This is a genomic window from Arthrobacter sp. N199823, assembly GCF_002929705.1.
In the GTDB taxonomy this organism is placed as follows: Bacteria; Actinomycetota; Actinomycetes; order Actinomycetales; family Micrococcaceae; genus Specibacter.
In genome coordinates, this window is the sequence record NZ_PJIN01000015.1 from 1 (window position 1) to 25,752 (window position 25,752).

Consider the following 25,752-nt stretch of genomic DNA (forward strand, 5'->3'; position numbering starts at 1 on the left):
ATCCTGTTTGCGGCAGTTATTGCCGCTGGGGCCATCATCACTCCGTGGGCCGTACATCGCTCCGGCGTCGCCAACATTCCCAGAGACGATGCAACAACGGAGATAGCTTCGGCTGTATTTACTTCAGAAATACCGAACACTCCGGTCCGACAGATCCGGATACCCGAACAGAACCAAGAGGAAAAAACAATGGCAACGCCCAAGACAAGCCACTCCAAGTTCACGGACCTCGGATGGCATCTACTTATTTTCACGGTCGCTCAGATCGCGCTGGCTCTCGTGGGCTGGTCCTGGATAACGGACTCATTCACAGCCAACGACTTCGGTGAGCACCTCTCCTCCGGTGGGCGACCCGAGCTCGAAGGAATCCCGAGCTTCTTATACGGTGCAGGAAAAATATGGGTCATCATTTTCGTCATCGATGTCACATGGACCCTGGTTACAGGACGCAAAAGCAATCAGGCCCCGAACAAACAAGAGTCGTAGGTGACCCCAGACGAAAATACCGGGCGCCATGGCGGTGGGCGTCTGACGACACCAGCCGCCAATTGATCTGTGCCGGAAAGTTTCATCTCGACTCCACAGCCAGTTCCAGCCACAGCCTTCTCCAGCCCTGGGCTTCGGTCAGCAAATGCATCTTGGACGAAACCAGCAATCGGTGTCCCGCAGAAGGTTCGACTTTCGGGCACCAGGGGGGACATTCAGCGTTGCGAAAAAGTCGCCATTTATCGCTGCGTTCCACACCGAACGCGGGAGCGACCGTCATCCTTCAGTTCAACACGGCGATGAAGGTCATAGACTCGAACTACTACCGTTGATGAAAGGTGAGCGTATGTCCGAGTGGTTTTGCATACAAGCCAGGTCAAAACGCAACTACGTGTGGCTCACCGTCTGCGGACAAGGTAAGCCGAAGATCACCGGAGAACCTTGGTACATGCCCGATGGTGTCACCAGTGTCTACCCGTTCATCGAGGACTGGCGTCCTGAAGAACTTCCCTTCCCGGTGTGGCTTGCTCCTTACAACGGAGGCAAGAAGTACGGTGACATGCTGTGGACTGGTGGGATGGCGTTGAAGATTGCCTCCTCTCGTTTCATCGAGGCGCTTCGCGCAGCTGAGGTCACCGGTTACCGAACTTTCGACGTCGAGGTTCGAGACCACGCCGGCTCGCCTGTCGAGGGATATATCGGTTTCGCGACCGATCCGTCCCCGGGGTCTGACATTCAGAATATCTATGGCCAGACGGTTCAGAACTTTGTTTTCATCGCCACAGAACGTGTCGTCGAGGCATTGCACGATCACGGAGTTGACCAGCTGGAGATCAGCCCCTACATCCCCGACTGACGTCGAAGCCCTAGCGCAGGGAACGAATCGCGCGACCACAACCTGGTGTCGGAACATTCACCAGTCTCAGGCGCCGCAGCCACAAGAGTACGAGACCATCGAAGCCATTGGAGACTTGTGCCGATCGGCGCGAAATTAGCGATGCGGGATCTTGAAAGATTTGCTGTGACAACGAGTAGTGTTCGGGTCCTTTAGTCGGTTCGAAACAATTCTGGCGAAGGTTGTCCCGCTAGAAGTTCCTTCGCGGACACGCGAGCCGCTGTCCTGCTCTGATGGGCAATGAAGTCGTATATACGCGATGTTCAGCGATCAGAGACGAGGACGTTGTCTGAGATCTTGATCCAGCCCGATTCGATTTTTCCAGTGTCGGAGTCATCCCCCAGAAGAATCGTTGAATACGGTCCTTTCGCCGACGACACATTAATAATCTCACCGCTGTTTCTAGTCTCGCCGCAACCTACATGCCAATCATTCTCGTCAGGCGGAACAACTGCCACACAGGTCGTTCGGGCATCGTCACTTTGCACAGCGAAGTACCGCACACCATCTTTGGTGGCTAGAAGACGTGAGCTGTCCCTGTTCACTTCTTCCGACAGGGTGATAGAGGACGGTAAAGAATCCTCGGGCGTGGCATCCCGCTGCAGCGCCTTTAACCCCGCCTGACCGGAACAACCAGTCAGCAGTAGACCTGCAATACCGACAACGGCAATAAAAGGAAATGATCTGCGCTTCATTGTTTTCCCCCAATATCGATTTTCATTCGAGGCTACAGTATGTGCTCCACAGAGCAACAAGTAGCCAAAACATTCGAAGTGCGTCAGACGTCCCGTATGCCCTTCCGCTTATGGGAGACCGTGAACCGCCATTTAGCACTGCGATTTAGCCGCCAAACGAAGTTAACAGTCACAATCATGGCCACACCTCTCCTCTTGACAGAGACCATTTCTCTTTCTGGATCGAGGCTACTGTTGCCCATCAATTCGGAGCAGGGCCTAAAGTCACTTTGACCTCAGACTTTCGCAATAAAAGTTAAGGCGCGAAACATGCACCCGAGGTTCGGGTCCTTGTACCCTGTTCCATAGAAGTCCAGAGCCATAGCGTCATGGGTATGACAAACAGCAATGTGGTGCCACAGCCAGAGATTCTTGACTCCCAGCAATGCTGGAGCCTCCTTCGCCAAACGTCGATTGGACGATTGGCGTTCACCTTCGAGGGGCGTCCTGATGTACTTCCGGTGAACTACAAGGTGGACCAGGAGGCAATATTTTTCCGTACAGGGGACGGAACCAAATTCAGCGCCTTGGAAGGTGACGCCTACGTTGCTTTGGAGGCCGACGCCGTGAGCGCGGAATTCGGCACAGCCTGGAGTGTGGTCGTCAAGGGCCGCGCCGTGTTGGCCAACTCCACGAACGCCAGCCTTGACACCGTTAGCAGGACACTTTTCCCCTGGCAAGGCGTGGACAAGCAGCACTTGATCCATATTGTTCCTGAAACGGTAACGGGCAGGCGCTACACCCTGACGGCTCCCATGTCGTGGAGGATCTCCCTCGACGACGCAATCCGGGCCGGACTCGAATAGGGCCCCATGGGCGGCTACATCAGGTCTTTGGACTCTATTGGCACTGTGCCAGCCCACCTAGGCTCGATCATATGACGAATAATCCAGCCAATGCCCCCACGGAGGAACTACCTGTCCACGAGTGCTGGGCAATGCTTCGTGGCGTTTCCGTCGGAAGACTGGCCATCTGGGTCACCGATCATCCCGATATTTTCCCCATCAACTACACAGTTGACCACGGCTCGCTCGTCTTTCGTACGGGTCAAGGAACCAAGCTTGCTGCAGCACTAGGAGAAACTCCTGTGGCTATGGAAGCTGACGGAGTCGACGCCATCAGCGGCGTCGCCTGGAGCGTTGTCGTGAAAGGTAATGCAGCACTTATAGATTCAACCGAAGACGTCCTGGACAGCTTCTCGCTGATGCTCTTCCCCTGGCAAGCGGGACGCAAAGACACGTTCGTCCGTATTACTCCAACCTTGATCACGGGACGCAAGTTCAAGGTGGCCGCTCCGGCGCAGTGGTGGAGCTCCCAAGCAGGATCCCCCCACGCTTCGCCTGAGTGAAATTGTGTGAAAAATTCGACCTTGCCAGATACCCGCATCCCACTCTGAAAGGCCTCAAAGCCATGGAACAGATCACTATTATCGGCAGCGGAAATATGGCCAGGGCCATCGCCGTTCGCATGCTCAAGGCTCGGCACTCCGTGCAGATCTTGGGACGCAACGGGAAAAAGACCCGCGAGCTCGTTGAGATACTCGGAGCAGGAGCACAGGGCGGCGGGGAAGGTGCCGTCATTGAAGGCGGCATTGTCTTCCTTGCGGTCCCCTTCGAGGAGGCAAAAAAATCGGTGATTTTTTACGGCGAGGCACTGGCAGGAAAGGTGGTCGTGGACATCAGCAACCCCGTGGACTTGGCCACCTTCGACCAGCTCCTGACTCCAGCTGGAACTTCAGCAGCCGAAGAGATCGTCCGTCATACGAGCGCTGAGGCGTTCGTGGTCAAAGCGTTCAACACCTGCTTTGCAAAGCCGCTGGAGTCGGGATCAGTTTCCGGGATACCACTGGATGTCTTCATCGCTGGCGACTCTGAAGAGGCAAAGGTTAAAGTCAGCGCCGTTGTTGCGGCCTCGGGACTTCGCCCCATCGATGTCGGACCACTGCGCCGGGCGCGCGAACTCGAGGCCATGATGCTCTTGATCATGGGACTGCAAGTCAGCCCGGAACACAAGAACTTCAACTGGGACACCTCATTGAATCTTCTCCCGTAAAAACTCCACAAACACAGCCGTCCCCTAGGCGAACTGGAAAGCGGCCATGACCATCATTCGCAACCACCTCATGATTACGGCCACACTGGTGGTGGGGTGCGTGGTGCTGTTATTGCTGGCAGTGGGGCAGGCTGGCAGCGCGCAATTACTCGCGAGTGTTTTTGCTGGCGCTGCCGCCGTCTCGCGGGGAGCCTCCATGATCCGCGATATGGTCCACGGGCGCTGGGGTGTTGACTGATTGGCCGTCACGGCGATTGTCAGCACCATCGTCGTTGGAGAATACCTCGCAGCCCTCTTCGTTGTACTGATGCTCTCTGGCGGGGCAGCTTTGGAAAAGTACGCGTCAGGTAGAGCCCGAGCGGAACTCTCCGCACTGCTGGACCGTGCCCCTCAAACCGCACATCGCGAAGCTGAGGGCGGATCCCTTGAAGATATTGCCGTCACCGAGGTGGCGGTCGGAGACGTCCTTATAGTCCGCCCTGCGGAGGTCGTTCCGGTCGATGGTCGACTGTTGTCTTCATCTGCATCATTTGATGAATCAGCCATCACCGGAGAAAGCCTGCCCGTCGAAGTACAGCGGGGCGGAGGCATCTTCAGTGGATCGATGAACGGGCCGGAGGCTACCCGGATGGAAGCCACCGCCACTGTGGATGATTCCCAATACCGTCGCATTGTGGCACTGGTGCAGGATGCTTCCAATAGCCGGGCACCCGTGGTCCGCCTGGCTGACCGTTATGCGGTGCCGTTTACCCTGCTTGCCTTAGCTATCGCAGGTGTTGCTTGGTTGCTCAGCGGCGATGCCCTGCGTTTCGCCGAAGTACTCGTCGTCGCGACGCCGTGTCCGCTACTTATTGCAGCTCCTGTTGCCTTTTTGGGTGGCATGAGCCGGTCCGCGCGAAATGGAATCATCGTCAAAAATGGCGGCACGCTCGAACTACTTGCCAGGGTCAAAACAGTGGTCTTTGACAAGACCGGCACCCTCACCCAGGGCCATCCCAAGCTCGAGGAAGTAATAGTCTCACCCGCGAATCAGGGTTTTCCCGACGCTAAGGAGCTCCTGGCCCTGGCAGCCTCTGCCGAACAGTAGTCAGCCCATGTTTTAGCTTCATCAGTGGTCAACTCCGCACTGAATCGCGGGCTGGAACTTTCTCACCCCAAGGAAGCCTCTGAACATGCCACCGATGGGGTCAGCGCCCTCGTCGGGGAACACTGGGTGGTGGTGGGCAAACGATTCTTTGTTTCACAAACCGCCGGACTGATCCCGGATCAGGAGCCAACAGGCGGCCAGCTCGCGGTTTATGTGGGTGTCGATTCTCGCTACGCGGGAGCACTGATCATGAGCGATCCACTGAGGGAGAACGCGGTGGAGACGCTTGCAGAACTGCGTCGTTTGGGCGTGAAACACACTCTGAAGGTGACTGGTGATGCCCAGGCGACGGCACAGCATATAGCCATCCAAGCAGGGATCACCGAGGTGCGGGCCGGGTGCCGGCCATCAGATAAAGTCTCGATCGTGCAGAATCTGATTCCCAAACCGGTCATGATGGTCGGCGACGGCATCAATAATGCCCCCGTATTGGCCGTAGCGGACGTAGGCGTCGCCATGGGGGCCAAAGGGTCCACGGCAGCAAGTGAATCTGCCGATGTGGTGATCATGGTGGACGACATATCGAAGGTCAGCAGGGCAGTCCTCATCGGCAAGGATACGACCCGAATCGCCGTGCAGGGTATCTGGATAGGAATAGTACTAAGCCTTGGATTGATGGTGTTTGCCGCCGGCGGGTTGATCCCAGCCGTTGCTGGGGCGCTTAGCCAGGAACTGGTGGATCTGGCTACGATTTTCAATGAGCTTCGGACGCTCAAATGGATAGAACGTCTCTCGGTTGCTGAAAGCAAAGGGTTGCAGCATGGGCCCTCCCACATCATGGTTCAGAGCTGATACTGACGAACGAGAGGACTTTGTGCCCTTGTTAATCAATGATGCACACGAAAGACTGGCAGGACTTATACAAGAGAAGTACGGGATGCCATTTACCGACGGGGCTGACCCCTGAGCGGAAATTTGGACTAAGGAGGGAAACGAGAAACATGGATGAACTAGTTGCCTCCGGGACAGACAAGACAAAGGCTCCCATGGAGCCGATCACCGTTTTTATACTCGATGACCACGAACTTGTCAGGCGGGGACTCAAAGAATTACTTGAAGGTGAGGGGTTCAAAGTCATCGGCTCCACCGGTTCCGCCTTGGAGGCAGCGCGCCGCATTCCGGCCTTGCATCCCGACGTTTCCGTATTGGATGCACGTCTGCCGGATGGGACGGGTATTGAGGTTTGCCGTGATGTGCGGTCAGTGGATCCTTCTCTGAGATGCCTGATACTGACCAGTTACGACGATGAACAGGCGTTGCGCGGTGCTGTCCTCGCCGGAGCTGCCGGTTATGTTTTGAAGGAAATCGATGGCACGGACCTACTGACGTCCCTCCGTCGCACCGCCAAGGGCGAATCACTTTTTAATCCCGACATCATGGAGAAAGTGGTTCAAGGCCTCGCCGAACCAGAACGAGTGGATCCACGCATCACTTCTCTCACCCCACAAGAAGCACGCGTACTCAAACTCATTGGGCGTGGATTGACCAACCGGGAAATTGGCAGTGAAATGTTTCTTGCCGAGAAGACAGTCAAGAACTACGTCTCCTCACTCCTGGCCAAGCTGGGATTTGAACGACGCACACAAGCCGCCATCTTCATCACTGACAAGGGCTGGATGTCCCCGCCAAAGCATTAATGATCATCGGTATTAGGAATATCCAAGCATTTCCGGCCTTCGGGCTCGATGAGCGTAGTCCAAGGGGTAGCTGCGGCCCCGTGTTCACGGTGAGCCAAGAGGATCTGGAACGCTGAATCGGGCGGCCCGGCGGTGAACGTGGTGGGCGGGGCCCCGCCGTCGAACGGTACGGGCGCGTTGGACTGGGCGGGAGAAGAACCATCCCTTTGCAAACTCAACCAGTACCAAATACACCACAGTCATGGCCAAGAGGGCCAGAAAGAACGGGACGGGCAGCAGGTCAAATCCCAGCACGGCACCAACGGGTGAAAGTGGCAGGTAAATGCCAACCGCCACCACGCCTAGGGATGCCCACAGGAGTCCGGCTGAGGGCCGGCTGCGCAGAAACGGCACGCGCCGGGTTCTGATGGCAAAGATGATCAGTGTCTGGGTGGCGATGGATTCAATAAACCAACCGGCCCGGAACTCCCCGGGCGCAGCGTTGAAAACAAACAGCATCAGGCCAAAGGTGGCAAAGTCGAACAGTGAGCTGATGGGGCCGAACAGAAGCATGAACCGGCGAATGAACGCGATATCCCAATGTGAGGGAGCCTGTAGCTGTTCCTTATCGACGCGGTCCCCAGGAATGGCCAGCTGCCCGGTGTCATACAGCAAGTTGTTGAGCAGGATTTGTCCCGGCAACATGGGCAGAAAACTCAAGACCACTGAAGCTGTTGCGGCGCTGAACATATTGCCGAAATTACTTGAGGTCCCCATCAAGACGTACTTGATGGTGTTGGCAAAGATTCGCCTTCCTTCCCTGACCCCTTCAGCCAAAACACCCAAGTCCTTATCCATCAGGACAATGTCCGCAGCATCCTTGGCCACATCTGTGGCGCTCTCCACGGAAATGCCAACATCAGCATGGTGCAAGGCCAACGCATCGTTGACACCATCACCAAGAAACCCGACGGCACTACCTTGTTGGCGCAGTTCCTTGATGATCCGTGCCTTTTGCTCCGGCGAGACCCGCGCAAAAATGCTCGTTTTCGTCACCGCCGCCCCGAGTTCGGGATCGCTCAGGTCATCGATCTGGACCCCGGTAAGCGTTCCCCCAGAGACCAAACCCAGATCCCTGCACACTTTCTCGGCAACCTTGGCGTTGTCACCTGTCGCAATTTTGACGGTGATGCCCAGAGCCGCGAACTCCTCCAACGATTCCTTGGCATTGGCCTTGGCCCTATCCAAAAACACGAGGAAGCCATCCAGCGTCAGTCCCCGCTCATCGGCGTCTATTGCGCTCATACCCACCACCGGACGTGAGGCCACAGCGATTACCCGCGCTCCGCCGTCGTACTGTTCATCCAGGCGCCGCTGCGCGTGCTCAGGGATATCAAGGCACAACGCCAGGACATCCTCGGGCGAGCCCTTGGTGATGATCTGTTGTCGTCCAATGGCATCTGTCACCAAAACGCTGGTCATCCGCCGTTGGTGGTCAAAAGGAATGATATCGAGCCGCTTTTCGCTGGCAGCGACAAAGTCATGCGCCTCGGAAGCGGCCCAGAGCGCAGCATCCAATGGGTTCGCACCCACAGTGGTGACGGGCCCATGCGAGTAGTCGGCCTCCGTTGAGATGAGCCCCAAGGCAAAAAGTTCGGCCTTCGACACCTCCGAACGTACAGGCAGTGCGGAGGTAAAACTGATGTGCCCCTCTGTCAAGGTGCCGGTTTTGTCCGTGACCAGCACATCCATGTCCCCTAAATCCTCAATGCAAACCAGCCGCTTGACCAGCACTTTCCTCTTAGCCAGTGCCCGGGTGCCAGCGGCTAGACAGGTACTTACGACGGCGGGCAGCAGCTGAGGCGTGATGCCCACGGCGATCGCTAGGGAGAACAGCAGCGAATCCAGTAAGGGGCGGCCCAGAAGCAGGTTGGCGACGAAGATCAGGGTGGTCAGCACAACTGCCACCTGCAACAGCAAGAAAGAGAATCGTTTCAGGCCCAGCTGGAATTCCGTTTGCGGCTGACGCTCCCCCAGACCCAAAGCAATCTTGCCGAACTCCGCACGACCGCCGGTGGCGACGACGACACCGGTGCAACTACCAGTCTGGACAACCGTGCCCATAAAGAGGCAGCACGACATCTCACCCAAGGCGACCGCCCCCACGACGGGGGCCGGGCCCTTGTCTACGGGAAGGGACTCCCCTGTCAGGATGCTCTCATCGCACAAGAGATTCTTCGCATCGAGCAATCTGATATCCGCCGGAATAATCGCCCCCAACACCAAACGGACCACGTCACCGGGCACTAGATTCACGACGTCGATTTGGCAGGCGGTGCCGTCCCGAAGGACCACAACAGTGTGCGTGACGCGAGAATGAAGAGCCTCGGCAGCGCGTTCGGCCCGAAATTCATTGCTGAACCCCAAACCAACACTCACCAACAAGATGACAGCAATGACTATCGAATTCGTCGCGTCCCCGAGAAAGAGAGACAGACCGGCCGTGACAATCAAAAGGATCAAGATGGGACTGCGAAGTTGCCGCCCCAGCACCAACCATGGACTTGCCTTGTGAGTACGCAAGGCATTGGGGCCAACTTCGGCCAAGCGCCTCGCAGCCTCGCCGCCGCTAAGGCCACTATCCGTTGACTGAAGATCACTGAGAACTTGTTCAACCGTTTGGTGGATGGTGCTGGCGATGTAACGCTGTGTGAAGTTGGGCGCCTCAGCCGTTGCGGACAGGCTCATCGGCGTCCTCATGGCTCGCACCCTCAGCCACCCTTTGTGCATCGTTGGAACTGTGAATCACGAGCACCGCGCAGCTTGCGTGTTCTGCACAAGCCGAACTCACGGAGCCCAACAACATCCCCGCGAATCCTCCATGGCCACGGGAGCCGACAATAAGCATCTGGGCCGACTTGCTGTATTCCATCAAGACTTGAGCAGGCCTGCCGCGGACGCATTCGGCGCTAAATCCATCGGGCGCCTTGCCTCCAAAAGCTTCCTGGACGGCGTCCTTGAGTATCTTCTGTGCATCCACGTCCGGATCCCAGTCGGGGATTATGTACGAACCAAAAACGGTGTCCATGTGCCAGGCCGTGACCGCTGTGATGGTTGCATTGAATGCGCGCGCCATCGTTTGGGCCCATTTGAGCGCCAGCACTGACTCGGGAGATCCGTCAACGCCTACCACTATTCGAGAACCCGTGAGCGTTATCTCTTGTTCCATGGCTTCAACCAGCTTTCTCTTCATTCGCGTTTACTTGCTGCAAGTCATGCCACAATTAGCCACCGGGTCCGCGCGTACGCCAACCCGGTCGTTCCAGTTCAATGATCAACGCACGCGCACAGTCCTGCACAGGGCCAAAAGTCCCTAACCATCGCGTCCCCACAGTGACACTCTTATGAACACGGGCGCGCTACTTCTGCGTCCGTGAGTCAGTCGTTTGGGCTTGGACCATTTGGGCCCAGGCCCAACCAATGAGCACACGGAGTGAACCTTGAAGAGCCAGCTGAATCAAAGCAGCACTAAAGCGCGGAACCTTGCCGATTCCGGACAGGGACCGGAAGAGTTTGAGCTCCTCAACCGATATTGGGATGCTGCCAACTATCTGACAGTGGCTCAGATCTACCTCCAAGAGAATGCCTTGTTGCGTTCCCCCCTCACGGCGGAACAGATCAAACCACGGTTACTGGGTCATTGGGGAACCAGTCCCGGGCTGTCCCTGATCTATGTTCATTTGAACCGGCTCATTCGCAATACTGGGGCTCAAATCCTCTTCGTGGCAGGTCCCGGACATGGCGGACCAGCCGTGATTGCCAATCTCTACTTGGAGGGGACCTACTCCGAGGTATATCCCCGCGTCAGCCCGGACGCGGACGGTCTCCGGCAGCTGATCCGACAGTTCTCCACCCCAGGAGGCATCCCCAGCCATGTAGGCCCACCGACTCCTGGTTCCATCCATGAAGGCGGGGAACTGGGCTATTCACTGGCGCACGCCACGGGGGCAGCCATGGACAACCCAGAGCTGATCGTGGCCTGCGTTGTGGGCGATGGGGAAGCCGAAACGGGTCCATTGGAAGGCGCTTGGAAGGCGCCTGCCTTCCTCAACCCAAGCCGGGATGGAGCCGTGCTGCCGATCCTTCATCTCAACGGGTACAAGATCTCCGGGCCCACAGTCCTTGGACGCCAGTCCGATGAGCAGGTTCTAGGGCTGCTGCAGGCGCACGGTTGGGACCCCGTCGTCGTCTCCGGCACCGATCCCGCCGTCGTTCATCGTGGTCTTGCGACTGCGTTGGACAACGCTCACGCACGCATTCTCCAGATCCAGCAGCAGGCGCGCCGGCACGATACCAGCGGACCCGCACACTGGCCGGCAATCATTCTGCGCACGCCCAAAGGCTGGACCGGACCGGACCTTGTCGACGGTATTCAGGTCGAGGGGACGTTCCGCTCCCATCAAGTCCCGTTGGCCAAGGTTCGTGAAAACCCTGCCCATCTGACTCAGCTGGAGGCGTGGCTGCGCTCGTATAAACCTGAAACTCTCTTTGACGCGGATGGCCAACTTCTGCCAAAACTGGCTGCCCTCGCCCCACAAGGGGACTTGCGCATGGGTGCCAATCCTTGGGCCAACGGCGGCACTAATACGACCCCTTTACCTCTGCGGCCTCTGGAAAACTATGCCCTTGACGTGCCTATCCCTGGGTCCATCAAACACGAGACCACCCGACCCTTGGGTGAGATGCTTCGGGACATCTACACGGACACCTCCCACGATCCGCGCTTCCGGCTCTTCAGTCCGGACGAGACCAACAGCAATCGGCTCGGCGCCGTCTTCGAAGTTACCGACAGGTGCCAGATGGAGCCCATTCGAGACGGCGATGACCATCTGTCCCCGGACGGCCGGGTCATGGAAGTACTATCCGAACACCTTTGCCAGGGCTGGCTCGAGGGGTACGTCCTCTCCGGGCGTCATGGTCTCTTTGCCACCTATGAGGCGTTCGCCATGGTGAGCGCCTCCATGACCATCCAACATGCCAAATGGCTCCAGCATGCCCGCGAACTGCCATGGCGAAACCCCGTCCCCAGCCTCAATATTCTACTGACCTCCACATGTTGGCGTAATGACCACAATGGTTTCAGCCACCAAGGACCTGGTCTGATCGACACCGTCCTCTCACTCTCCGGTTCCGTCATCCGCGTCTACCTTCCACCGGATTCGAACACCTTGCTGGCCGCAGCCGAACATGTCCTACTCAGCAAGGATTACGTAAATTTGGTGGTGGTGGACAAGCAGGCCCATCCGCAATATTTGAACCTCGACGATGCCCGTCGGCACGCTGCTGCTGGCGCCTCGATCTGGCACTGGGCAGGAAATGATGACACGCCCCTAGCAAAAATCACACACCGGAGCGCCTTGTTTGGCCCCGAATCCCCCACCACCCCGGATGAATCACTGGAGGCGACTGAGCCTGACATTGTCATGGCCTGCGCCGGTGACGTCCCAACAGAGGAAACTTTGGCCGCTGCCTGGCTGCTCCAGCGCTATGTTCCGGAACTTCGAGTGCGCGTGGTCAGTGTGATGGACGTGCTCGTATTGCCTCCGCGGGACGCGCACCCTCATGGGCTATCCGACGTCGACTTTGAAAAACTCTTCACGGGAAACGGGGAGGTAATTGTGGCCTGGCATGGATATGCCCGTGCCTTCCACCAACTACTTCATGGCCGCTTGAACCCGGGCCGATTCCATGTTCGTGGTTACAGCGAACAAGGCGCCACGACGACACCGTTCGACATGGTAGTGCTCAATAAGATGAGCCGATATCACCTTGCCTTGGAAGCCCTGCGCCGGGTAAGCGGCCACTTTGACGGAGCCCAAGAGCTGGCCGACCACTGCCAGCAGATGCTGGGCAAACACGAGACCTACATACACGAGCATCTGGAAGATCTGCCGGAAATCCGCGACTGGGTTTGGACACCCCCGAAGGACCGATAGGCAGAATCATGAGCGACGCACAAGAACCAGTCACCATCATCGTGGGAGTCGACGGATCAGAATCCTCCATTTCAGCGCTGCGGCAGGCCGTGTGGTTGGCGAAACCTCTCGGCGCGCAGGTCAAGGCCTTAACCTGCTGGAACTACCCCAGCGCCTATACAGTGCCCTACGCCTTAGGAAACTTTGGCTATAAAGAGGCCGCACAGAAAGTACTCGATGGGGCCACAGAGAGCGCGTTTGGCTTGGACTTGCCAAGGTGCCTCACTGCTCATGTGGTTCAAGGATCAGCTCGGCCAGTTTTGATTGACGCCAGCAGGGATGCTGCGCTTCTGGTTCTAGGGCGGCGCGGATTTGGTGGATTCAAGGGATTGCTGATGGGGTCAGTCAGTTCGGCCTGCACCGCTCACGCCCACTGCCCGGTGATGATTGTGCACGCGGCTGATGAGCAGATGCGTCAGTCCTGCTAACTTGAGCACATGAGCAACTTATTTGGTTCCCATGACAATGAACCGCACACATCCAACATTGCCGGGCGCCTGAACTGGCTTAGGGCCGGGGTGCTGGGCGCCAACGACGGTATTGTCTCCGTCGCTGCAACCGTGGTGGGCGTGGCCGGGGTGACCAACTCACCCACACCGATTCTGGTGGCAGGAGTTGCGGCGGTGGTGGGCGGTGCCGTTTCAATGGCCTTGGGTGAGTATGTTTCGGTGAGTAGCCAACGCGACAGCCAACGGGCACTCATCGAGAAGGAGCGCCTGGAATTGGCAACGGACCCGGATGGGGAACTGGCTGAACTCACAGGCCTCTACCGGGCCAAGGGGCTCAGCACCGCCACGGCGGAGCAAGTGGCCCTAGAGTTGACAGCCCATGATGCCCTGTCAGCACACCTGTCCGCAGAGCTCAATATTAGCCAACATGAAGAAGCCAACCCTTGGCAGGCCGCCTATGCCTCAGCGGCCGCCTTTACCGTGGGGGCAATCCTGCCCCTGCTGGCCATCTTGTTGCCACCCGCGGAATGGCGGATCCCGATGACGTTCCTCGCCGTACTCCTGGCCCTTGCCCTCACAGGAACCCTCAGCGCGGCCATCGGCGGAAGCTCCAAGACCACCTCCGCAACCCGTTTGGTCATTGGCGGCGCCCTGGCGCTCGCTGCGACGTACGGCATAGGTACAGCCCTCGGGGCCAGCGGCGTTATTTAGCTACGCCTGGGCTATTGCGGAGCCAGGCTCAGTGCCAGTTTCGGGCACAGGCTGACCGCATCGCGGGCAGCCTGTGCGTCCCTCGGGCCAATCTCCACGTTGGTGCGGTCACCGCCCCTAGCGTATTTCGCTAGGGGGTAGCCCCAGTCATCACGGCCCAAAACTGTGGGCAGCAGTTCTGTGCAGAGCCCGCGGCCGTCGCATTTGGTCCAGTCAATATGCAGTATCTGGCTCATGCGATCCTCCTGAGCGTTCTGGTACAACTTCCCGAAAGGTGCGCCTGGACGTCGTCGGAAAATGTCTCCAGAGCACTGGCGACCAAGCGGAGCGCCCCGTCCGGATGGTGACAGGCTCCACGTCCACCCACCAGGTTGCCCAATCGCTGGAGTTCACCAACCAGACTCGGGTCCGGGGCGCCGTAAGCGATCTCATTCAAGACTCTGGCCATGGCCGGTAGGCCAAACATGCACGGCCCGCACTGTTTGGCGGATTCCCCAGCCAGATAGCTGAGGATACGGGCGGTGGCTTCCAAACCGCAATCCCCGGTTGAGAGGACGTGCAGCACACCCGCACCGGGACGGATCACCTGGCCCCCCGCACCGGACGGTGACAAGGTGCAGTCCAACGGACGCACCCACTGTCCGTGGTAGCCGCCCACCAAAATGGCCCCGACATCTGAGCGATCTACGCCGGCACGGCCCAAAATGCTGGCGAGGCTTGCGTCTCCTTCCACTTCAAGCACCTGCGCGGCGCAATGACCAGAAACGGAGATGAGTCTCGTCCCGGGGTCCCGCTCCGAGCCAACCGAACGGAACCAACCCACCCCATGACGGGCAATGAGGGCCACGTGGGCCAGGGTTTCAACATTCAGCACCAGAGTCGGCCGGCCTTTGACGCCGGATTCGCTGAGCCGGCGTCGTTTATCCAGAGGCAGTGCAATACCGTTGACGATGCTGTTGACCACGGCGCTTGCCTCCCCCGAGATGAACGTTTCAGGGGCTTCGGTTACCTTGATTTTGCGCGCATCACGGCGCCCCGCCACGGCAGCTTGAACCGAAGCCATGGCCGCCGGTGTTGTGTAAATGTAGAGCAGCGAGGCGGACACTGCGCGACCGGCGATCAAGAGCCCATCAATAACAAGGTGCGGTGCGTGGGTCAGCAAGGTCTTGTCCTTGAAACTGAGTGGCTCTCCCTCCGCCCCGTTGGCTATCACCACCGGCTTGGCTCCCAGCAGCGCACCACCGCGGCCCTTGTCCGTCGCGGCGAGCTTGCGCCACGAAGCAAACGCTGCTCCGCCGCGTCCTGTTAGCCCAGATTGCTCCAACACGGAGATGAAGTCTGCGCCGATGGTCTCCAACGACAGTGGGCCAAATGTTTGTTCATGGACGTCGAAGGTAGCGTTGGTCCCGGCGGCGAAGAGCTGATTGCTGGCCGCACCGTCCCAGACTTGGACGGCAAAAACGGAAGCTGCACGTTGTGGCGTCATCTCAGGGCTCCTGCTCGTGCTTTTGCGGTTTCCAAAAAGTTTGTTGACAGGCGCCACGCTACGCCAGCGCCTACTGCCGCTCCTGCCCCAGCGGCCATCACCAGGAACCACTTGCTGGTCCCGTTGGTGCCATTGCCTATGGCGTGGGCCAGGGCAATGGGCCACATGGCGTAGCTGAACCAGTGGACGGCCCGAAAGGTCCGCTGGCCGATGCGCTGGCGCAGCAACCCCGTGACCATCAGGGCAAGAACCAGATCGAATGCGACGGTGCCAAGTCCCTGCCAGAACGGTTTGAAGGCCCCTAGGAAGGGAACAACGACGTCGGTCACGGTGAGTTTCGCATAAGAGTCCAGCATCAACGACCCCACATGGAGGAAAAGGAAGACTGTTGCCAGCAAGGAGATGTTTCGGTGTATCAGCGTTATGGAGAAGCGCGGTATCCCAGGTGGTGGTCGCCCCGAGCGGGTCAATATACCCAAAAGCACGCTCACAGTAATCAACGCCAGGGAGGCGAATCCGCTCACCCTGCCAAAGGCCCACATGGCGTTATCCATTTGACGGCCCTCCCGCAACAGACATTCCTTCTGGTTGACTTTGGGGCTGGTCCTTGGGCCATCCCCCCGTGGTGACAATGCGGCCCTGCGCGTCAACGAGGCGCGCAACAACGCCAATCCGGTCAAACCATTCCGGGGCTGCGAATCCGCGGACGATCCCAGCGGTGCTGAAAGCATTTGCCAGCAGGGCTGAGGTGGCTGCCACGGTGACGGTCCGCCAGACTGGCTCCGCCGGAAGCCCAAACCTGGGGTCCAGGATGTGGTGGACAGTGTGTCCGGCATGCTGCCACCGCCGCTTCTGTGTGCTCGAGGTGGCCATGGCATGGCCAGCCTTGAGGGTAAGCTGCTGGCTGGGATCCTGCGACAGGTCCTGGACCAGCACCTGCCAGCCGCCCTCCGGGCTGGGACCGGCCGTGGCGATGTCACCACCCAGGGAGACCAGAACACCGCATCCGAGCTTCGCCGCCACTCGCGCTGCGGCGCGGTCCGCGGCGACGGCCTTGGCCGTGGCCCCCAGGTCGAGCCGAAGATCCTCCGGGACGGTGAGGATTTGCCTGTCAATGGACACTCGCTGCCATCCTGGGGTGCGTGGTTGCGTGCGGGTGACGGCAACGGTTTCGCCGTCTGGATGGAGCCACACCTGGGCAAGGTCTTTGTCGTAGCCTAAGACTGCCAGGTCCATGCCAAGGGTGGGGTCAACGTCGCCCCCTGTCCACTTGGCAGCATCGAGGGCGCTGGCAACCAGCAAAGCCAGCAGCGGGCTCACCCTGGCACCAGCAGCAAGACTCGTTTGCAGGCCAGTCAGCTCCGAATCCGGGCGGAAGCGGCTGCAAGCCTGATCCACGCTGGCGATCTCGTCACGGACAATACCTTCGGCGGCGCTTGCCAGGCCAGCCTCGGTGACGGTAAGGGTAGCCTCCAGCCCCCACACTTCCCAGGATTTTGAAGACTCCACGTTAGGACCCTGCTGACTTTCCGCTGATGGCCCCACCGTTGCCGGGCTGAACAGGGATGCCGCCCGATGTGCCGTTGCTGTAGTCGTTTCCATCCTCATAGTCGTAGCCGTGGTCCTCATCCTGGCTTCGTCCCTGGTCCTGTTGGGTGCCCTCACCCTGGCTGGTGCTCGAGCTGACCGTGTTGCTGGTGGTGGCAGCACCCACAGCCAAGGCCGCGATGCCGGCAACCGAAAAGCTGCCAAGTGCTACTACAGTGGTGATGCCCGCCGCCACCTTCTTGCCGCTGTTCCGTGTCGCCATGGCCTGCTCCTATCCGCGCGTTGGTGAAGTTCCTTGTCTCCATCATCCCCACGAATTCTGTGTGCTTTCTTAGTCAGCGATGTACATCGGCTTTACCCTTGCCTAGCAGCGGAAGAACTACCACTACCGTGGCTCCGCTGCCCGGCGACGCCGATTTCACCACGACTTTTCCGTGGTGCAGGGCAACAATCTCGGCCACCAAGGCTAGGCCGAGCCCATAGTGGCGGCTGCCGCTTGCAGTGCCGGCTCCTGCCCTTGTCGAGGAAAACCGTTCGAACGCCCTTCCCTCTGTGCCGGGGGTAAACCCGGGTCCGTCATCGGAGACCAGAATGCGTACATCCCGTCCAACTACACCAACATCCACCGTGACAGTAGTTATGGCATGGTCTAGGGCGTTGGAAATCAAGGCCGTGAAGACCCGCAGTAGCGCCACTGGAGATCCTTGCACGATGACGGGGCCTGCAGCACTGACCACGCCCAGCTCTATGGACTGTTTCTGCGCCTGGGGCGCCGCTACAGCAACCGCATGGCGTGCAACCCCGAGCACGTCGACGGGAGTATGGTCTACAGCCTCCCTAGGGTCAGCGGATATCAGCAAATCCTCTAAAATCCCTGTCAACAGCTTGGAGTCCTGGACAATCCTCTCCACCTCCTCGGAAACCTTCTCCGGAGTCAGACCCGGTCCCAGCAGTTTTCGGTGCAGCATTTGGGCCCGTGTGCTGAGCAAGGTCAATGGCGTTCGAAGTTCGTGGCTGGCATCGGCAACGAACCTTCGCTGCAAGGCCAGGCTCTCCACCATGGGGCGCATGGCCCGCCGTGCCATCCACACCGACGTGGCAGCCGAAACAAGTGCCGCCGCCGCGACGGCAACCACGATGGCCCAGATCAGGCGATCGAGTGATTCGCGGCCCTCATGGGTATCCACCGCAGCCTGGACCACCCTGTCATCATGGATGGTGGTCAACACCTCGTAGTTTCTTCCCCCAGCCGAGAAACCGGACTTTTCATCCGATTGTGTCGCGTCCACTCGGTTCATCGCGGCAATGTCAGGAAGGCCCACGGGCATGGCCGGAGAGACGCTCAGATCGCCCTCGTGGAACACAGCAACAAAAACTCCCGGCGGCGCATCGTGGGGTGAGTCCACTCGGGTCGTGTTCACCAGTGACTTATCCAAGGCTTCAGCAGTGCCGGCAGCAACTATGGAGTACAGCAAAACACCCATCAAGGCCAGCAAAACCACTATTAGACTGGTGAATTGCAATGCCAGGCGCACCACAGCGTGGCGTAGCTCGGCAGCATCCCTGGCGTTCATGCCAGCGGTCCCAGGACATACCCCAGACCCCGGACCGTCAGCACACATGATCGGCCCAGTTTCTTGCGGAGATAATGCACGTAGGTATCAACCACGCCGCCATCGTCGGCATCAGCAAAGACCGACTCCAAAAGACCCGTTCTGGTGAAGACCTGCTGCGGCCTGCGAGCCAGATGCTCCAAAAACTCGCATTCACGTTCGGACAACACCACCTTGGCGCCGCCGTCAAGCGCCACCGTCCGGGTGCCCACATCAAGGGCACCCCCCGGAACCCGCACCATAAAGGACGTGTCCGCATGGCGCCGCAGCAGGGCACGGATTCGCGCTAATAATTCCTCAATGTCAAAGGGCTTGCCCAAATAGTCCTCGGCTCCCCTGTCCAGCCCTTCCACCCGGTCCGCCGGATTACTCAGTGCCGAAAGTATGAGCGCCGGTGTGGTGATCCCTTTGCGTCGCAGCCGCTCCAACACCTCCAATCCCTCAATTGCTGGCAGACCCCTATCCATCACCATGACATCGAAGTGCCGGCTAAGGCCCTCATGCAGGGCCCGCTGGCCGTCACCTGCCACTACAACGTTGTAGCCCTCGCCGCCAAGCAAGTCAGCCAACATCGAAGCAAGGGCGGCGTCATCCTCCACCAGCAACACACTCGGTTCATCAGCCATGAAGTGAAGTATAGGGTCCAATGCTTGGCCGGCACCGTTCGTTGAATCTTCCGTGGCGGTGTACCTGCCCGTGATCGTCAACGACAGCACCGTCGTAGGCGTGGACCTGCCAACAATCTTCGAGGACCTCATCTTGGCCTGACTGAGAAACAGCGAGCCAACAGCCTCTACTCCGTGGCGCTTGGCACCCTGCCGCAGACTAGCGCAGACCTGGGCGCAGCTGTGTGCTCCGCAAAATGTCCACCCTGGGTGATTCCTTCCTTGGCTGGAAGCATTCTGACGGGCCCTTCGTCCTATGAGAAAGGCCTAGTTCTTGGTCACGTGGTTCAGTATATTAGCGGTCCCAATGCTTTCGAATATCACTTGCACCTTCCCTGGAATGGGCAAGACCACAGCGTATGACATCTGGGTCTCCGTCATCTCCGGAATGGCTGCCGCCGGGCCGCTGGTCTGGCGGGAGCTGCCCCAAGCGACGAGTTTACCCGACTAGGGCCCCTGGCTGCCTGTAAGCCACGTGGCAACTCCGGCCTCTAGGGCGCATAAATCATCCGGCAGAGTGGTCCAGAGCTGGCACCATGGGGCGACCCCTGTCCCTGAGTACGGCCGGTCCTGCCGTGCTGGAAGCCCGCCCCAACGGTTTCGCACCTATTGTCTGGGCCTCGGAGCTCGGTACCTCTGCGTTCCGGCTCCTTCGGCTTCTGGGCTCGTTTTCGGGGCCGCGGTAGCGAGACATTAGTCCGGCAAGAATTTCTCCACGATTGACGGCTTTGAGTTGGCAAGCGTCGCCACTAACGAAACTTCGACCGCTCTGAGCAGACCCGAACCAATGACAAGAACTATGGATGGTTCCCGACCTGGATTATTCAAGGATCACCTAGATTCCACCACCAAGTCGTTGAACCTCAGTCAAGCGGGGCGGCCGTGTGCCGGTCACGTTAGTGTTTGATGCCGATCCAGGAGTCAGTGTTGAACTCGTCGATGGCCCGGTCACCCATTGAAGCGGCTGAGGCCGGCGTTGCGCTCCCTGCCGAAGGGCACATGGGCTTCGTCGTTGACTGGCATATCGCTAATGTGTGTGATCCGGCCTTGATGCCCGGACCGAGGCGCACACCACGTTCGGTGACTTTGGTGAATACGAAGGGCGAAACAACGCGACCGTCGATGGAGCCCTCCAAAGCCACTTTGGCCACTTCGCTCTTTGCCAGTGCGATCTTCTTGAGAATCCAGCGAGCTGGCCGTCGTTGATCAACGGGGCTTGGACAATAATCCGGTTCACAGCCATGCAGATTTGTCGCTGGTGCAGGAACTTTCCCAGCACTGCCGCTTGTACGGCAACGTCCAGATCGGCGTCATCAATGACCACAAAGTGGCCGTTGCCACCGAGTTCCAAAGCGATTTGCTTGATGAAGTCTTCACCAGCGGCGAGCCTTCGCACGCTCTTGCCCACCGGCGTCGAACCTACGAAGGAAATCAGGCCCGGAACGGGGTTGGTGACGACGTCGTCGCCAATCTCGGATCTGGCACCCACCACCGCACTTAAGGTGCCCGCAGGCAGCCCGGCCTCCTCGAAGATGCGGGCCAGCATCAGACAGCCGGTCCCGGGAGTGTCACTTGCAGGCTTGATTACGACGGCGTTGCTCAAGGCAAGTGCCGGGGCCACCGAGCGCTGGGAAAAGTGGAGCGGGACGTTCCACGGGCTAATAGCACCCACGACGCCGAGCGGGCGGCGGTAGATACGGTATTCCTGTCCTGGTGCGTTGGATTCGACAATGCGGTCAAAGACGCGACCAGGGAAGGCTGCCGCCTCCAACACCATCACGTGGCCGAGTACTGATCAGCAGGTATCAGAACTGATCTCGACAGCGTTTGGCGGCCAATGAAATGTGCTTTCAGTGGCCAGGCGTTGCCGTACTGCCCTGGTCAATACCGGTTTCAGCTGGAGACTGGGCTCACGGGTCGTCGCTCGGGTAAGAAGTGACCGTGGCCTGTGGGGAGTCTAGGCCAGGGAGAGGAAAAGTTTCTCCATCTCGGCGCGGTCAGCCGTGGAGTCTTCACTTTTCAGGCACTGCTCGAGTCCGGTGGCGATAATGGAGAACCCGGCGCGATCTATGGCTTTGGAGGCGGCGGAAAGCTGGGTGACTACCGCACGGCAGTCGCTGCCCTCTTCCAGCATACGAATCACCGCGTTCAGCTGGCCCTGGGCTCGTTTGAGCCTGTTGATTGCGGGTTTCATGGTGTCGGCTTCCAGTTCCATGGCCGGTACCTCCTCGGTGGTAGTTTCATTCATTGTATACCCCCGGGGGTTTAAATGGTGTTGGCGCGGTAGGTTCACATACCCCCTAGGGTATGTGCAATACTCAAATATAGGAGCCAACTGAGCCCTGCGTATCAACCAATAACCTCAAGGAGACACCGCATGTGCCGTGCAACCAAATGCCACAGGTGCCAGAAAACAACCTGGGCCGGATGTGGCCAACACGTAAATCAGGTCATGTCCAAGGTGCCACGCACGGAACGTTGCTCCTGCGATCCGAACGCACCTAAGGAGCCGCGCGAGGGAAGCGGATTCTTCGCACGCCTCTTTGGTCGCTAAGCTCCAGAACCCACAACCTCGCGGCGATCAGCACAAATAACATTGGTGCCGATCGCCGCTTTTTCGTGCCCTGAGAGCCACCAGATCCGCCCGATCCGCCATTTGACGGATACCCCATGGGGTATTACAGTTTGGACTATTCCAAATACCCCTAGGGGTATTAATGACGGTGTACGCAACCAAAGGAAAAACTATGCTTCTCGAACGCATCTATGACGAAGATCTAGCCCAGGCCAGCTATTTCATCGGCTGCCAGGCTAAGGGCGAGGCCATCGTGGTTGATGCCCGCCGCGATATAGAGGTCTACCGGGATTTTGCAGCGAAAAACGGCATGAAGATCGTGGCCGTCACCGAAACCCACATCCATGCCGATTACCTCTCCGGTACCCGGGAACTGGCGGCTGCGACTGCCGCAGCGATCTATGTTTCGGGCGAAGGCGGAAAGGATTGGCAGTACGAATTCGAAGCGGACCGTCTCTTTGACCAGTCCACCATCACGCTGGGTAACATCAGCCTCAAAGCCCTACACACGCCGGGACACACCCCCGAGCACCTCTCCTTTTTGGTTACTGACGGTGCCTTCAGCAACGAACCGGGGTTCCTGCTCTCCGGCGACTTTGTTTTTTCCGGAGACTTAGGCCGCCCGGACTTGCTCGATGAAGCCGCTGGTGGCACCGACACCCGCTTTGCCGGGGCACACGATTTGTTCGTCTCGCTGAAGGAAAAGTTCCTGACGCTGCCGGACTATGTGCAGGTCTACCCGGGCCACGGTTCAGGTAGCGCCTGCGGCAAAGCATTGGGAGCGATCCCGTCCTCCACGGTCGGTTACGAACGCAATTTCGCATGGTGGGGAACGTACCTTGCAGCCAATGATGAGGCGGGTTTCATTGCAGAGCTACTTGACGGGCAGCCGGACGCTCATGCGTACTTCTCGCGTATGAAACGTGAAAACCGTCAAGGTCCGGCAGTGTTGGGCGAGCGCGCATCATTGACCAAGTTGGCAACCGAAGACGTTGCGGCGTCACTGGCCGCTGACGAAATAGGTGTGGTCGACACCCGTCACCACACCTTGGTCCACCAGGGTACCGTTGCCGGTGCCCTGAATATTCCCGCCGGCAACAAGGTAGCCAGCTTCGGAAGTTGGGCCGTGGATCCCGAATCCGACCAGCGACCCCTAGTCCTGCTGGCACCCGACAGCGACATCGCCACGGAGATGTGGGACCACCTCATTCGAGTGGGCATCGACCGCGTCGCCGGATACATCACTTCCTTTGATGGCCTGCCGAGCTTCACTCCGGAAACCCTGGCGCCGGCCGACCTGGCCGGGTTCGATACCACCCTACTGCTGGATGTACGCAATAAGACCGAACACACTGCCGGGCACATCCCCAACTCCGTCCAGCTCAATGCAGGACGGGTGCTCTGGCACACCGACCGGCTGCCGGCCGACGGCGCAATCGTGAGCTACTGCCAGTCCGGCGTGCGCAACTCCGTGGCCGCCTCCGCACTGCGCCGGGCAGGGTTCGACGTCGTTGAACTCGAGGGCAGCTACGCCGGCTGGGCCGACTGGAAGCACAAGCAGAACGCTTAAGTTCTCCACCACCCATCCCTCAACCAAAAATCTCCGTATTCCCGGTCCCGCATGCTCCGTTTGGATGCGGGACCGGCCGGGCGTCATGCCCGGCAGAAAGAGCAAACAAGCCATGAACCTTGTTCCCCAGACCACCAGCCCCGAAGAACTCAAGGGCTGGATCGCTTCCGGCTCCGACGTCGTGGTGCTTGACGTACGATCCGCCGCCGAATTCGAATCCCTGCACATCTTGGGCTCCTACAACGTGCTGCTCCCGATCCTGGCCGAACATGCTGAAGAACTTGCCACGAAACTCGACAGCAAAGTAGTGCTGGCCTGCAAGTCCGGCGCGCGGGCCTCCGAAGCCAGACAGCACCTAGCCGCAGTGGGCTTCGAGAATACCTACGTCTTGGTCGGCGGCGTTCCCGGCTACCGCCAAGCCGGGGGCCAGACCATTGAAGGCTCCAAACGCTGGGACCTGGAGCGCCAGGTGCGCATGGCCGCCGGAACACTTGTGATCGCCGGGTTGGCCGGAGGGAAATACCTCTCCCCACAGATCCGCACGGTCGCCGGAGTCATCGGGGCAGGTCTGACCTTCTCCGCAGCCACCAACAGCTGCGCCATGGGCAAGGCCCTAGCCAAAATGCCGTGGAACAAAACCGGCAGCGAACCGACCCTTGAAACGGTCATCGCCCAACTTCCACCCAAGAAGTCCTAACACACACCCAATTTTCGGGCCCGAGTCGCGTTGGTCCGGGTCCGGAAACCACCACCACACACGACCCTAAGGAGTAACCCATGTCAGAAATCACCATCACAGACACCGACAAGCGACATGCCGAGGACCAAATCCTCGATGTCCGCGAAGATTTCGAAGTCACCGAAGGCATGATCCCCGGCGCCCTCCATATCCCCTTGGGAGAGCTAAATAGCCGCCTCAATGAGCTGGATCAGTCACTTCCGATCATCGTGGTCTGCCGCAGCGGCAACCGCAGCGCCCGCGTCACCGATGCACTCAACGGAGCCGGGTACTCCGCCCACACCATGGCCGGTGGCATGACCGCCTGGCACCGGGCCGGCCTCCCCGTCACATAGCACGAAGGCCCCGACGCACTTCTTCACCCACCGGCCCGCACCCTGACCTGGCAAGGACTTCCTCCATGACCCTCACACTCGTACTGACCCTCGTGCTTTCGGTGCTGATCGGACTCTCCCTCGGCCTGCTCGGCGGGGGCGGGTCCATTCTCACCGTCCCGATCCTCACCTATGTCGCAGGATTAGATCCCAAGGAAGCCATCACCATGTCACTGTTCGTGGTGGGAGTGACCTCAATCGTCAGTGCAACAAGTCATGCCCGCAAGGGAAACGTGAAATGGCGTACTGGACTAGTCTTTGGCGCCGCTGGCGTGGCTGGTGCTTTCGGTGGGGGTCTGGTCGGAAACCTGGTTCCTGGGAAAGTGTTGATGATGGCTTTCGCCGCCATGATGCTCGCTACCTCCGCATCCATGATTAAGGGACGTCGTCAGCACCCTGGGGCAAACACCGCAGGTGAGCTCCCCGTAGCCAAACATTTACTTGTCGGTGGAGTTGTAGGGCTCATAACCGGACTAGTGGGTGCCGGTGGAGGATTCATGATCGTCCCTGCAATGGTTCTCTTGGGCGGCTTGCCCATGTCCGCCGCGGTGGGGACGTCATTGCTGGTCATTTCAATGAACTCTCTAGCAGGATTCGCCGGACACATCAGCACTCTGGAACTGGACTGGGTCCTCACAGGAGCAGTGAGCGCCGCGGCGATCATCGGCGCCCTAATCGGCTCTTCGCTGGCCGGACGCATCCACGAAGTTGCCCTGCGCAAGGGATTTGGCTTCTTCGTCCTAGCCATGGGCTCCTTCGTCCTCATCCAGGAACTCCCCTCGCCCGCCAACCTCATCCTGGGCATCACCGCCGTCGCAACCGCGGCAGTTGCGGCCCTGTGCTGGTTCGTGATCCCCACATGCCCCCTGCGGCACAAATCATTGGACTTGCCTGCTGCAAGCTAAACCACCGACGTCCTCTAGCACGCGCCCAGTGCCGGTCCATCACCTTGCGAACGAACCACTGACCTGAGCTGGGAATCAATCAGCTGACGGATTTTCCGGTAAAACATTCCGTTCAACTCTTAAACACGCCTAAACACGAAAACCCCCTGTAA

The 25,752-nt window shown here is 59.0% G+C and carries 28 protein-coding genes; 16 read left to right on the forward strand and 12 right to left on the reverse strand.

Features of this window, described 5'->3' with window-relative positions:
• Window positions 1-486: hypothetical protein (locus CXQ93_RS20920; RefSeq protein WP_219817394.1), on the forward strand; the 486-nt coding region annotated here is incomplete at its 5' end.
• Between the two features lie 346 nt (window positions 487-832).
• A complete protein-coding gene (locus tag CXQ93_RS18850) occupies window positions 833-1,342 on the forward strand; it encodes a hypothetical protein (protein ID WP_104111957.1) in 510 nt (169 codons plus the stop codon).
• A gap of 302 nt (window positions 1,343-1,644) precedes the next feature.
• On the opposite strand, the gene CXQ93_RS18855 is transcribed toward CXQ93_RS18850, so the two are convergent.
• On the reverse strand, window positions 1,645-2,076 hold the full coding sequence (locus CXQ93_RS18855) for a hypothetical protein (RefSeq protein ID WP_104111958.1): 432 nt from the start codon (window positions 2,074-2,076) through the stop codon (window positions 1,645-1,647).
• A gap of 374 nt (window positions 2,077-2,450) precedes the next feature.
• On the opposite strand from CXQ93_RS18855, the gene CXQ93_RS18860 reads away from it, so the two are divergent.
• The 7 genes from CXQ93_RS18860 to CXQ93_RS18880 all read left to right on the forward strand — a co-directional run bounded on the left by CXQ93_RS18860 (window position 2,451) and on the right by CXQ93_RS18880 (window position 6,951).
• Entirely contained in the window at window positions 2,451-2,921 is a 471-nt protein-coding gene (locus CXQ93_RS18860) for a pyridoxamine 5'-phosphate oxidase family protein (RefSeq protein ID WP_104111959.1), read from the forward strand.
• A 71-nt stretch (window positions 2,922-2,992) separates the two neighbouring features.
• Window positions 2,993-3,463 carry a pyridoxamine 5'-phosphate oxidase family protein gene (locus CXQ93_RS18865; RefSeq protein ID WP_104111960.1) on the forward strand — a complete coding sequence of 157 codons (471 nt, stop codon included), beginning with the start codon at window positions 2,993-2,995 and terminating at the stop codon, window positions 3,461-3,463.
• 62 nt (window positions 3,464-3,525) lie between these two features.
• On the forward strand, window positions 3,526-4,167 hold the full coding sequence (locus CXQ93_RS18870; protein WP_104111983.1) for an NADPH-dependent F420 reductase: 642 nt from the start codon (window positions 3,526-3,528) through the stop codon (window positions 4,165-4,167).
• Between the two features lie 46 nt (window positions 4,168-4,213).
• A complete protein-coding gene (locus CXQ93_RS21320) occupies window positions 4,214-4,405 on the forward strand; it encodes a hypothetical protein (RefSeq protein WP_308470644.1) in 192 nt (63 codons plus the stop codon).
• Window positions 4,406-5,254, forward strand: a complete 849-nt coding sequence (locus tag CXQ93_RS21385; protein WP_374953428.1) for an HAD-IC family P-type ATPase — start codon at window positions 4,406-4,408, stop codon at window positions 5,252-5,254. It abuts the gene before it with no gap.
• A 24-nt stretch (window positions 5,255-5,278) separates the two neighbouring features.
• Window positions 5,279-6,106, forward strand: coding sequence for an HAD-IC family P-type ATPase (locus tag CXQ93_RS21390; protein ID WP_374953429.1), 828 nt, complete (start codon window positions 5,279-5,281; stop codon window positions 6,104-6,106).
• 149 nt (window positions 6,107-6,255) lie between these two features.
• On the forward strand, window positions 6,256-6,951 hold the full coding sequence (locus CXQ93_RS18880) for a response regulator transcription factor (protein ID WP_104111961.1): 696 nt from the start codon (window positions 6,256-6,258) through the stop codon (window positions 6,949-6,951).
• A gap of 84 nt (window positions 6,952-7,035) precedes the next feature.
• On the opposite strand, the gene mgtA is transcribed toward CXQ93_RS18880, so the two are convergent.
• Complete coding sequence (gene mgtA, locus CXQ93_RS18885; RefSeq protein ID WP_104111962.1) at window positions 7,036-9,678, reverse strand: magnesium-translocating P-type ATPase; 2,643 nt, start codon at window positions 9,676-9,678, stop codon at window positions 7,036-7,038.
• Entirely contained in the window at window positions 9,656-10,183 is a 528-nt protein-coding gene (locus CXQ93_RS18890) for a universal stress protein (protein ID WP_258069110.1), read from the reverse strand. The genes mgtA and CXQ93_RS18890 overlap by 23 nt, the downstream gene beginning before the upstream one ends.
• A 259-nt stretch (window positions 10,184-10,442) precedes the next feature.
• On the opposite strand from CXQ93_RS18890, the gene CXQ93_RS18895 reads away from it, so the two are divergent.
• Genes CXQ93_RS18895 through CXQ93_RS18905 form a run of 3 tightly spaced genes read left to right on the forward strand, consistent with a single transcriptional unit; the run spans window position 10,443 to window position 14,125 of the window.
• Window positions 10,443-12,926: a phosphoketolase gene (locus tag CXQ93_RS18895; protein WP_104111985.1), complete on the forward strand. Its 2,484-nt coding sequence runs from the start codon at window positions 10,443-10,445 to the stop codon at window positions 12,924-12,926.
• 8 nt (window positions 12,927-12,934) lie between these two features.
• Entirely contained in the window at window positions 12,935-13,393 is a 459-nt protein-coding gene (locus tag CXQ93_RS18900; protein WP_104111963.1) for a universal stress protein, read from the forward strand.
• Window positions 13,394-13,402: 9 nt separating this feature from the next.
• On the forward strand, window positions 13,403-14,125 hold the full coding sequence (locus CXQ93_RS18905; RefSeq protein WP_104111964.1) for a VIT family protein: 723 nt from the start codon (window positions 13,403-13,405) through the stop codon (window positions 14,123-14,125).
• Between the two features lie 11 nt (window positions 14,126-14,136).
• Here the strand turns inward: CXQ93_RS18905 and CXQ93_RS18910 are convergent, their stop codons facing one another.
• The 9 genes from CXQ93_RS18910 to CXQ93_RS18950 all read right to left on the reverse strand — a co-directional run bounded on the left by CXQ93_RS18910 (window position 14,137) and on the right by CXQ93_RS18950 (window position 21,652).
• Window positions 14,137-14,361 carry a ferredoxin gene (locus tag CXQ93_RS18910; RefSeq protein ID WP_104111965.1) on the reverse strand — a complete coding sequence of 75 codons (225 nt, stop codon included), beginning with the start codon at window positions 14,359-14,361 and terminating at the stop codon, window positions 14,137-14,139.
• The gene (locus CXQ93_RS18915; RefSeq protein ID WP_104111966.1) at window positions 14,358-15,611 is read right to left on the reverse strand and encodes an NADH-ubiquinone oxidoreductase-F iron-sulfur binding region domain-containing protein; all 1,254 of its coding nucleotides are present in this window, start codon (window positions 15,609-15,611) and stop codon (window positions 14,358-14,360) included. The genes CXQ93_RS18910 and CXQ93_RS18915 overlap by 4 nt, the downstream gene beginning before the upstream one ends.
• The gene (locus tag CXQ93_RS18920) at window positions 15,608-16,165 is read right to left on the reverse strand and encodes a ferric reductase-like transmembrane domain-containing protein (protein WP_258069111.1); all 558 of its coding nucleotides are present in this window, start codon (window positions 16,163-16,165) and stop codon (window positions 15,608-15,610) included. Before CXQ93_RS18920 ends, CXQ93_RS18915 begins: the two co-directional genes overlap by 4 nt.
• Window positions 16,158-17,120: an FAD:protein FMN transferase gene (locus tag CXQ93_RS18925; RefSeq protein WP_258069112.1), complete on the reverse strand. Its 963-nt coding sequence runs from the start codon at window positions 17,118-17,120 to the stop codon at window positions 16,158-16,160. Before CXQ93_RS18925 ends, CXQ93_RS18920 begins: the two co-directional genes overlap by 8 nt.
• Before the next feature lies 1 nt (window position 17,121).
• Window positions 17,122-17,421 (reverse strand): hypothetical protein, encoded by a 300-nt coding sequence (locus CXQ93_RS20485; protein WP_146073276.1) that lies wholly within the window; start codon window positions 17,419-17,421, stop codon window positions 17,122-17,124.
• A gap of 73 nt (window positions 17,422-17,494) precedes the next feature.
• On the reverse strand, window positions 17,495-18,733 hold the full coding sequence (locus tag CXQ93_RS18935; RefSeq protein WP_181036221.1) for a HAMP domain-containing sensor histidine kinase: 1,239 nt from the start codon (window positions 18,731-18,733) through the stop codon (window positions 17,495-17,497).
• Window positions 18,730-19,398, reverse strand: coding sequence for a response regulator transcription factor (locus CXQ93_RS18940; RefSeq protein WP_181036222.1), 669 nt, complete (start codon window positions 19,396-19,398; stop codon window positions 18,730-18,732). The genes CXQ93_RS18935 and CXQ93_RS18940 overlap by 4 nt, the downstream gene beginning before the upstream one ends.
• A 1,066-nt stretch (window positions 19,399-20,464) precedes the next feature.
• A complete protein-coding gene (locus tag CXQ93_RS18945; protein ID WP_258069116.1) occupies window positions 20,465-21,214 on the reverse strand; it encodes an aldehyde dehydrogenase family protein in 750 nt (249 codons plus the stop codon).
• 180 nt (window positions 21,215-21,394) lie between these two features.
• On the reverse strand, window positions 21,395-21,652 hold the full coding sequence (locus tag CXQ93_RS18950; protein ID WP_104111971.1) for a metal-sensitive transcriptional regulator: 258 nt from the start codon (window positions 21,650-21,652) through the stop codon (window positions 21,395-21,397).
• A 532-nt stretch (window positions 21,653-22,184) separates the two neighbouring features.
• Between CXQ93_RS18950 and CXQ93_RS18955 the strand changes: the two genes are divergently transcribed.
• The 4 genes from CXQ93_RS18955 (at window position 22,185) to CXQ93_RS18970 (ending at window position 25,600) form a co-directional block, all read left to right on the forward strand.
• Complete coding sequence (locus CXQ93_RS18955) at window positions 22,185-23,582, forward strand: rhodanese-like domain-containing protein (protein WP_104111972.1); 1,398 nt, start codon at window positions 22,185-22,187, stop codon at window positions 23,580-23,582.
• Between the two features lie 112 nt (window positions 23,583-23,694).
• Complete coding sequence (locus CXQ93_RS18960) at window positions 23,695-24,279, forward strand: rhodanese-like domain-containing protein (protein WP_104111973.1); 585 nt, start codon at window positions 23,695-23,697, stop codon at window positions 24,277-24,279.
• Window positions 24,280-24,359: 80 nt separating this feature from the next.
• The gene (locus CXQ93_RS18965; RefSeq protein ID WP_104111974.1) at window positions 24,360-24,656 is read left to right on the forward strand and encodes a rhodanese-like domain-containing protein; all 297 of its coding nucleotides are present in this window, start codon (window positions 24,360-24,362) and stop codon (window positions 24,654-24,656) included.
• A gap of 65 nt (window positions 24,657-24,721) precedes the next feature.
• A complete protein-coding gene (locus CXQ93_RS18970) occupies window positions 24,722-25,600 on the forward strand; it encodes a sulfite exporter TauE/SafE family protein (protein WP_104111975.1) in 879 nt (292 codons plus the stop codon).
• Window positions 25,601-25,752 lie beyond the last annotated feature (152 nt).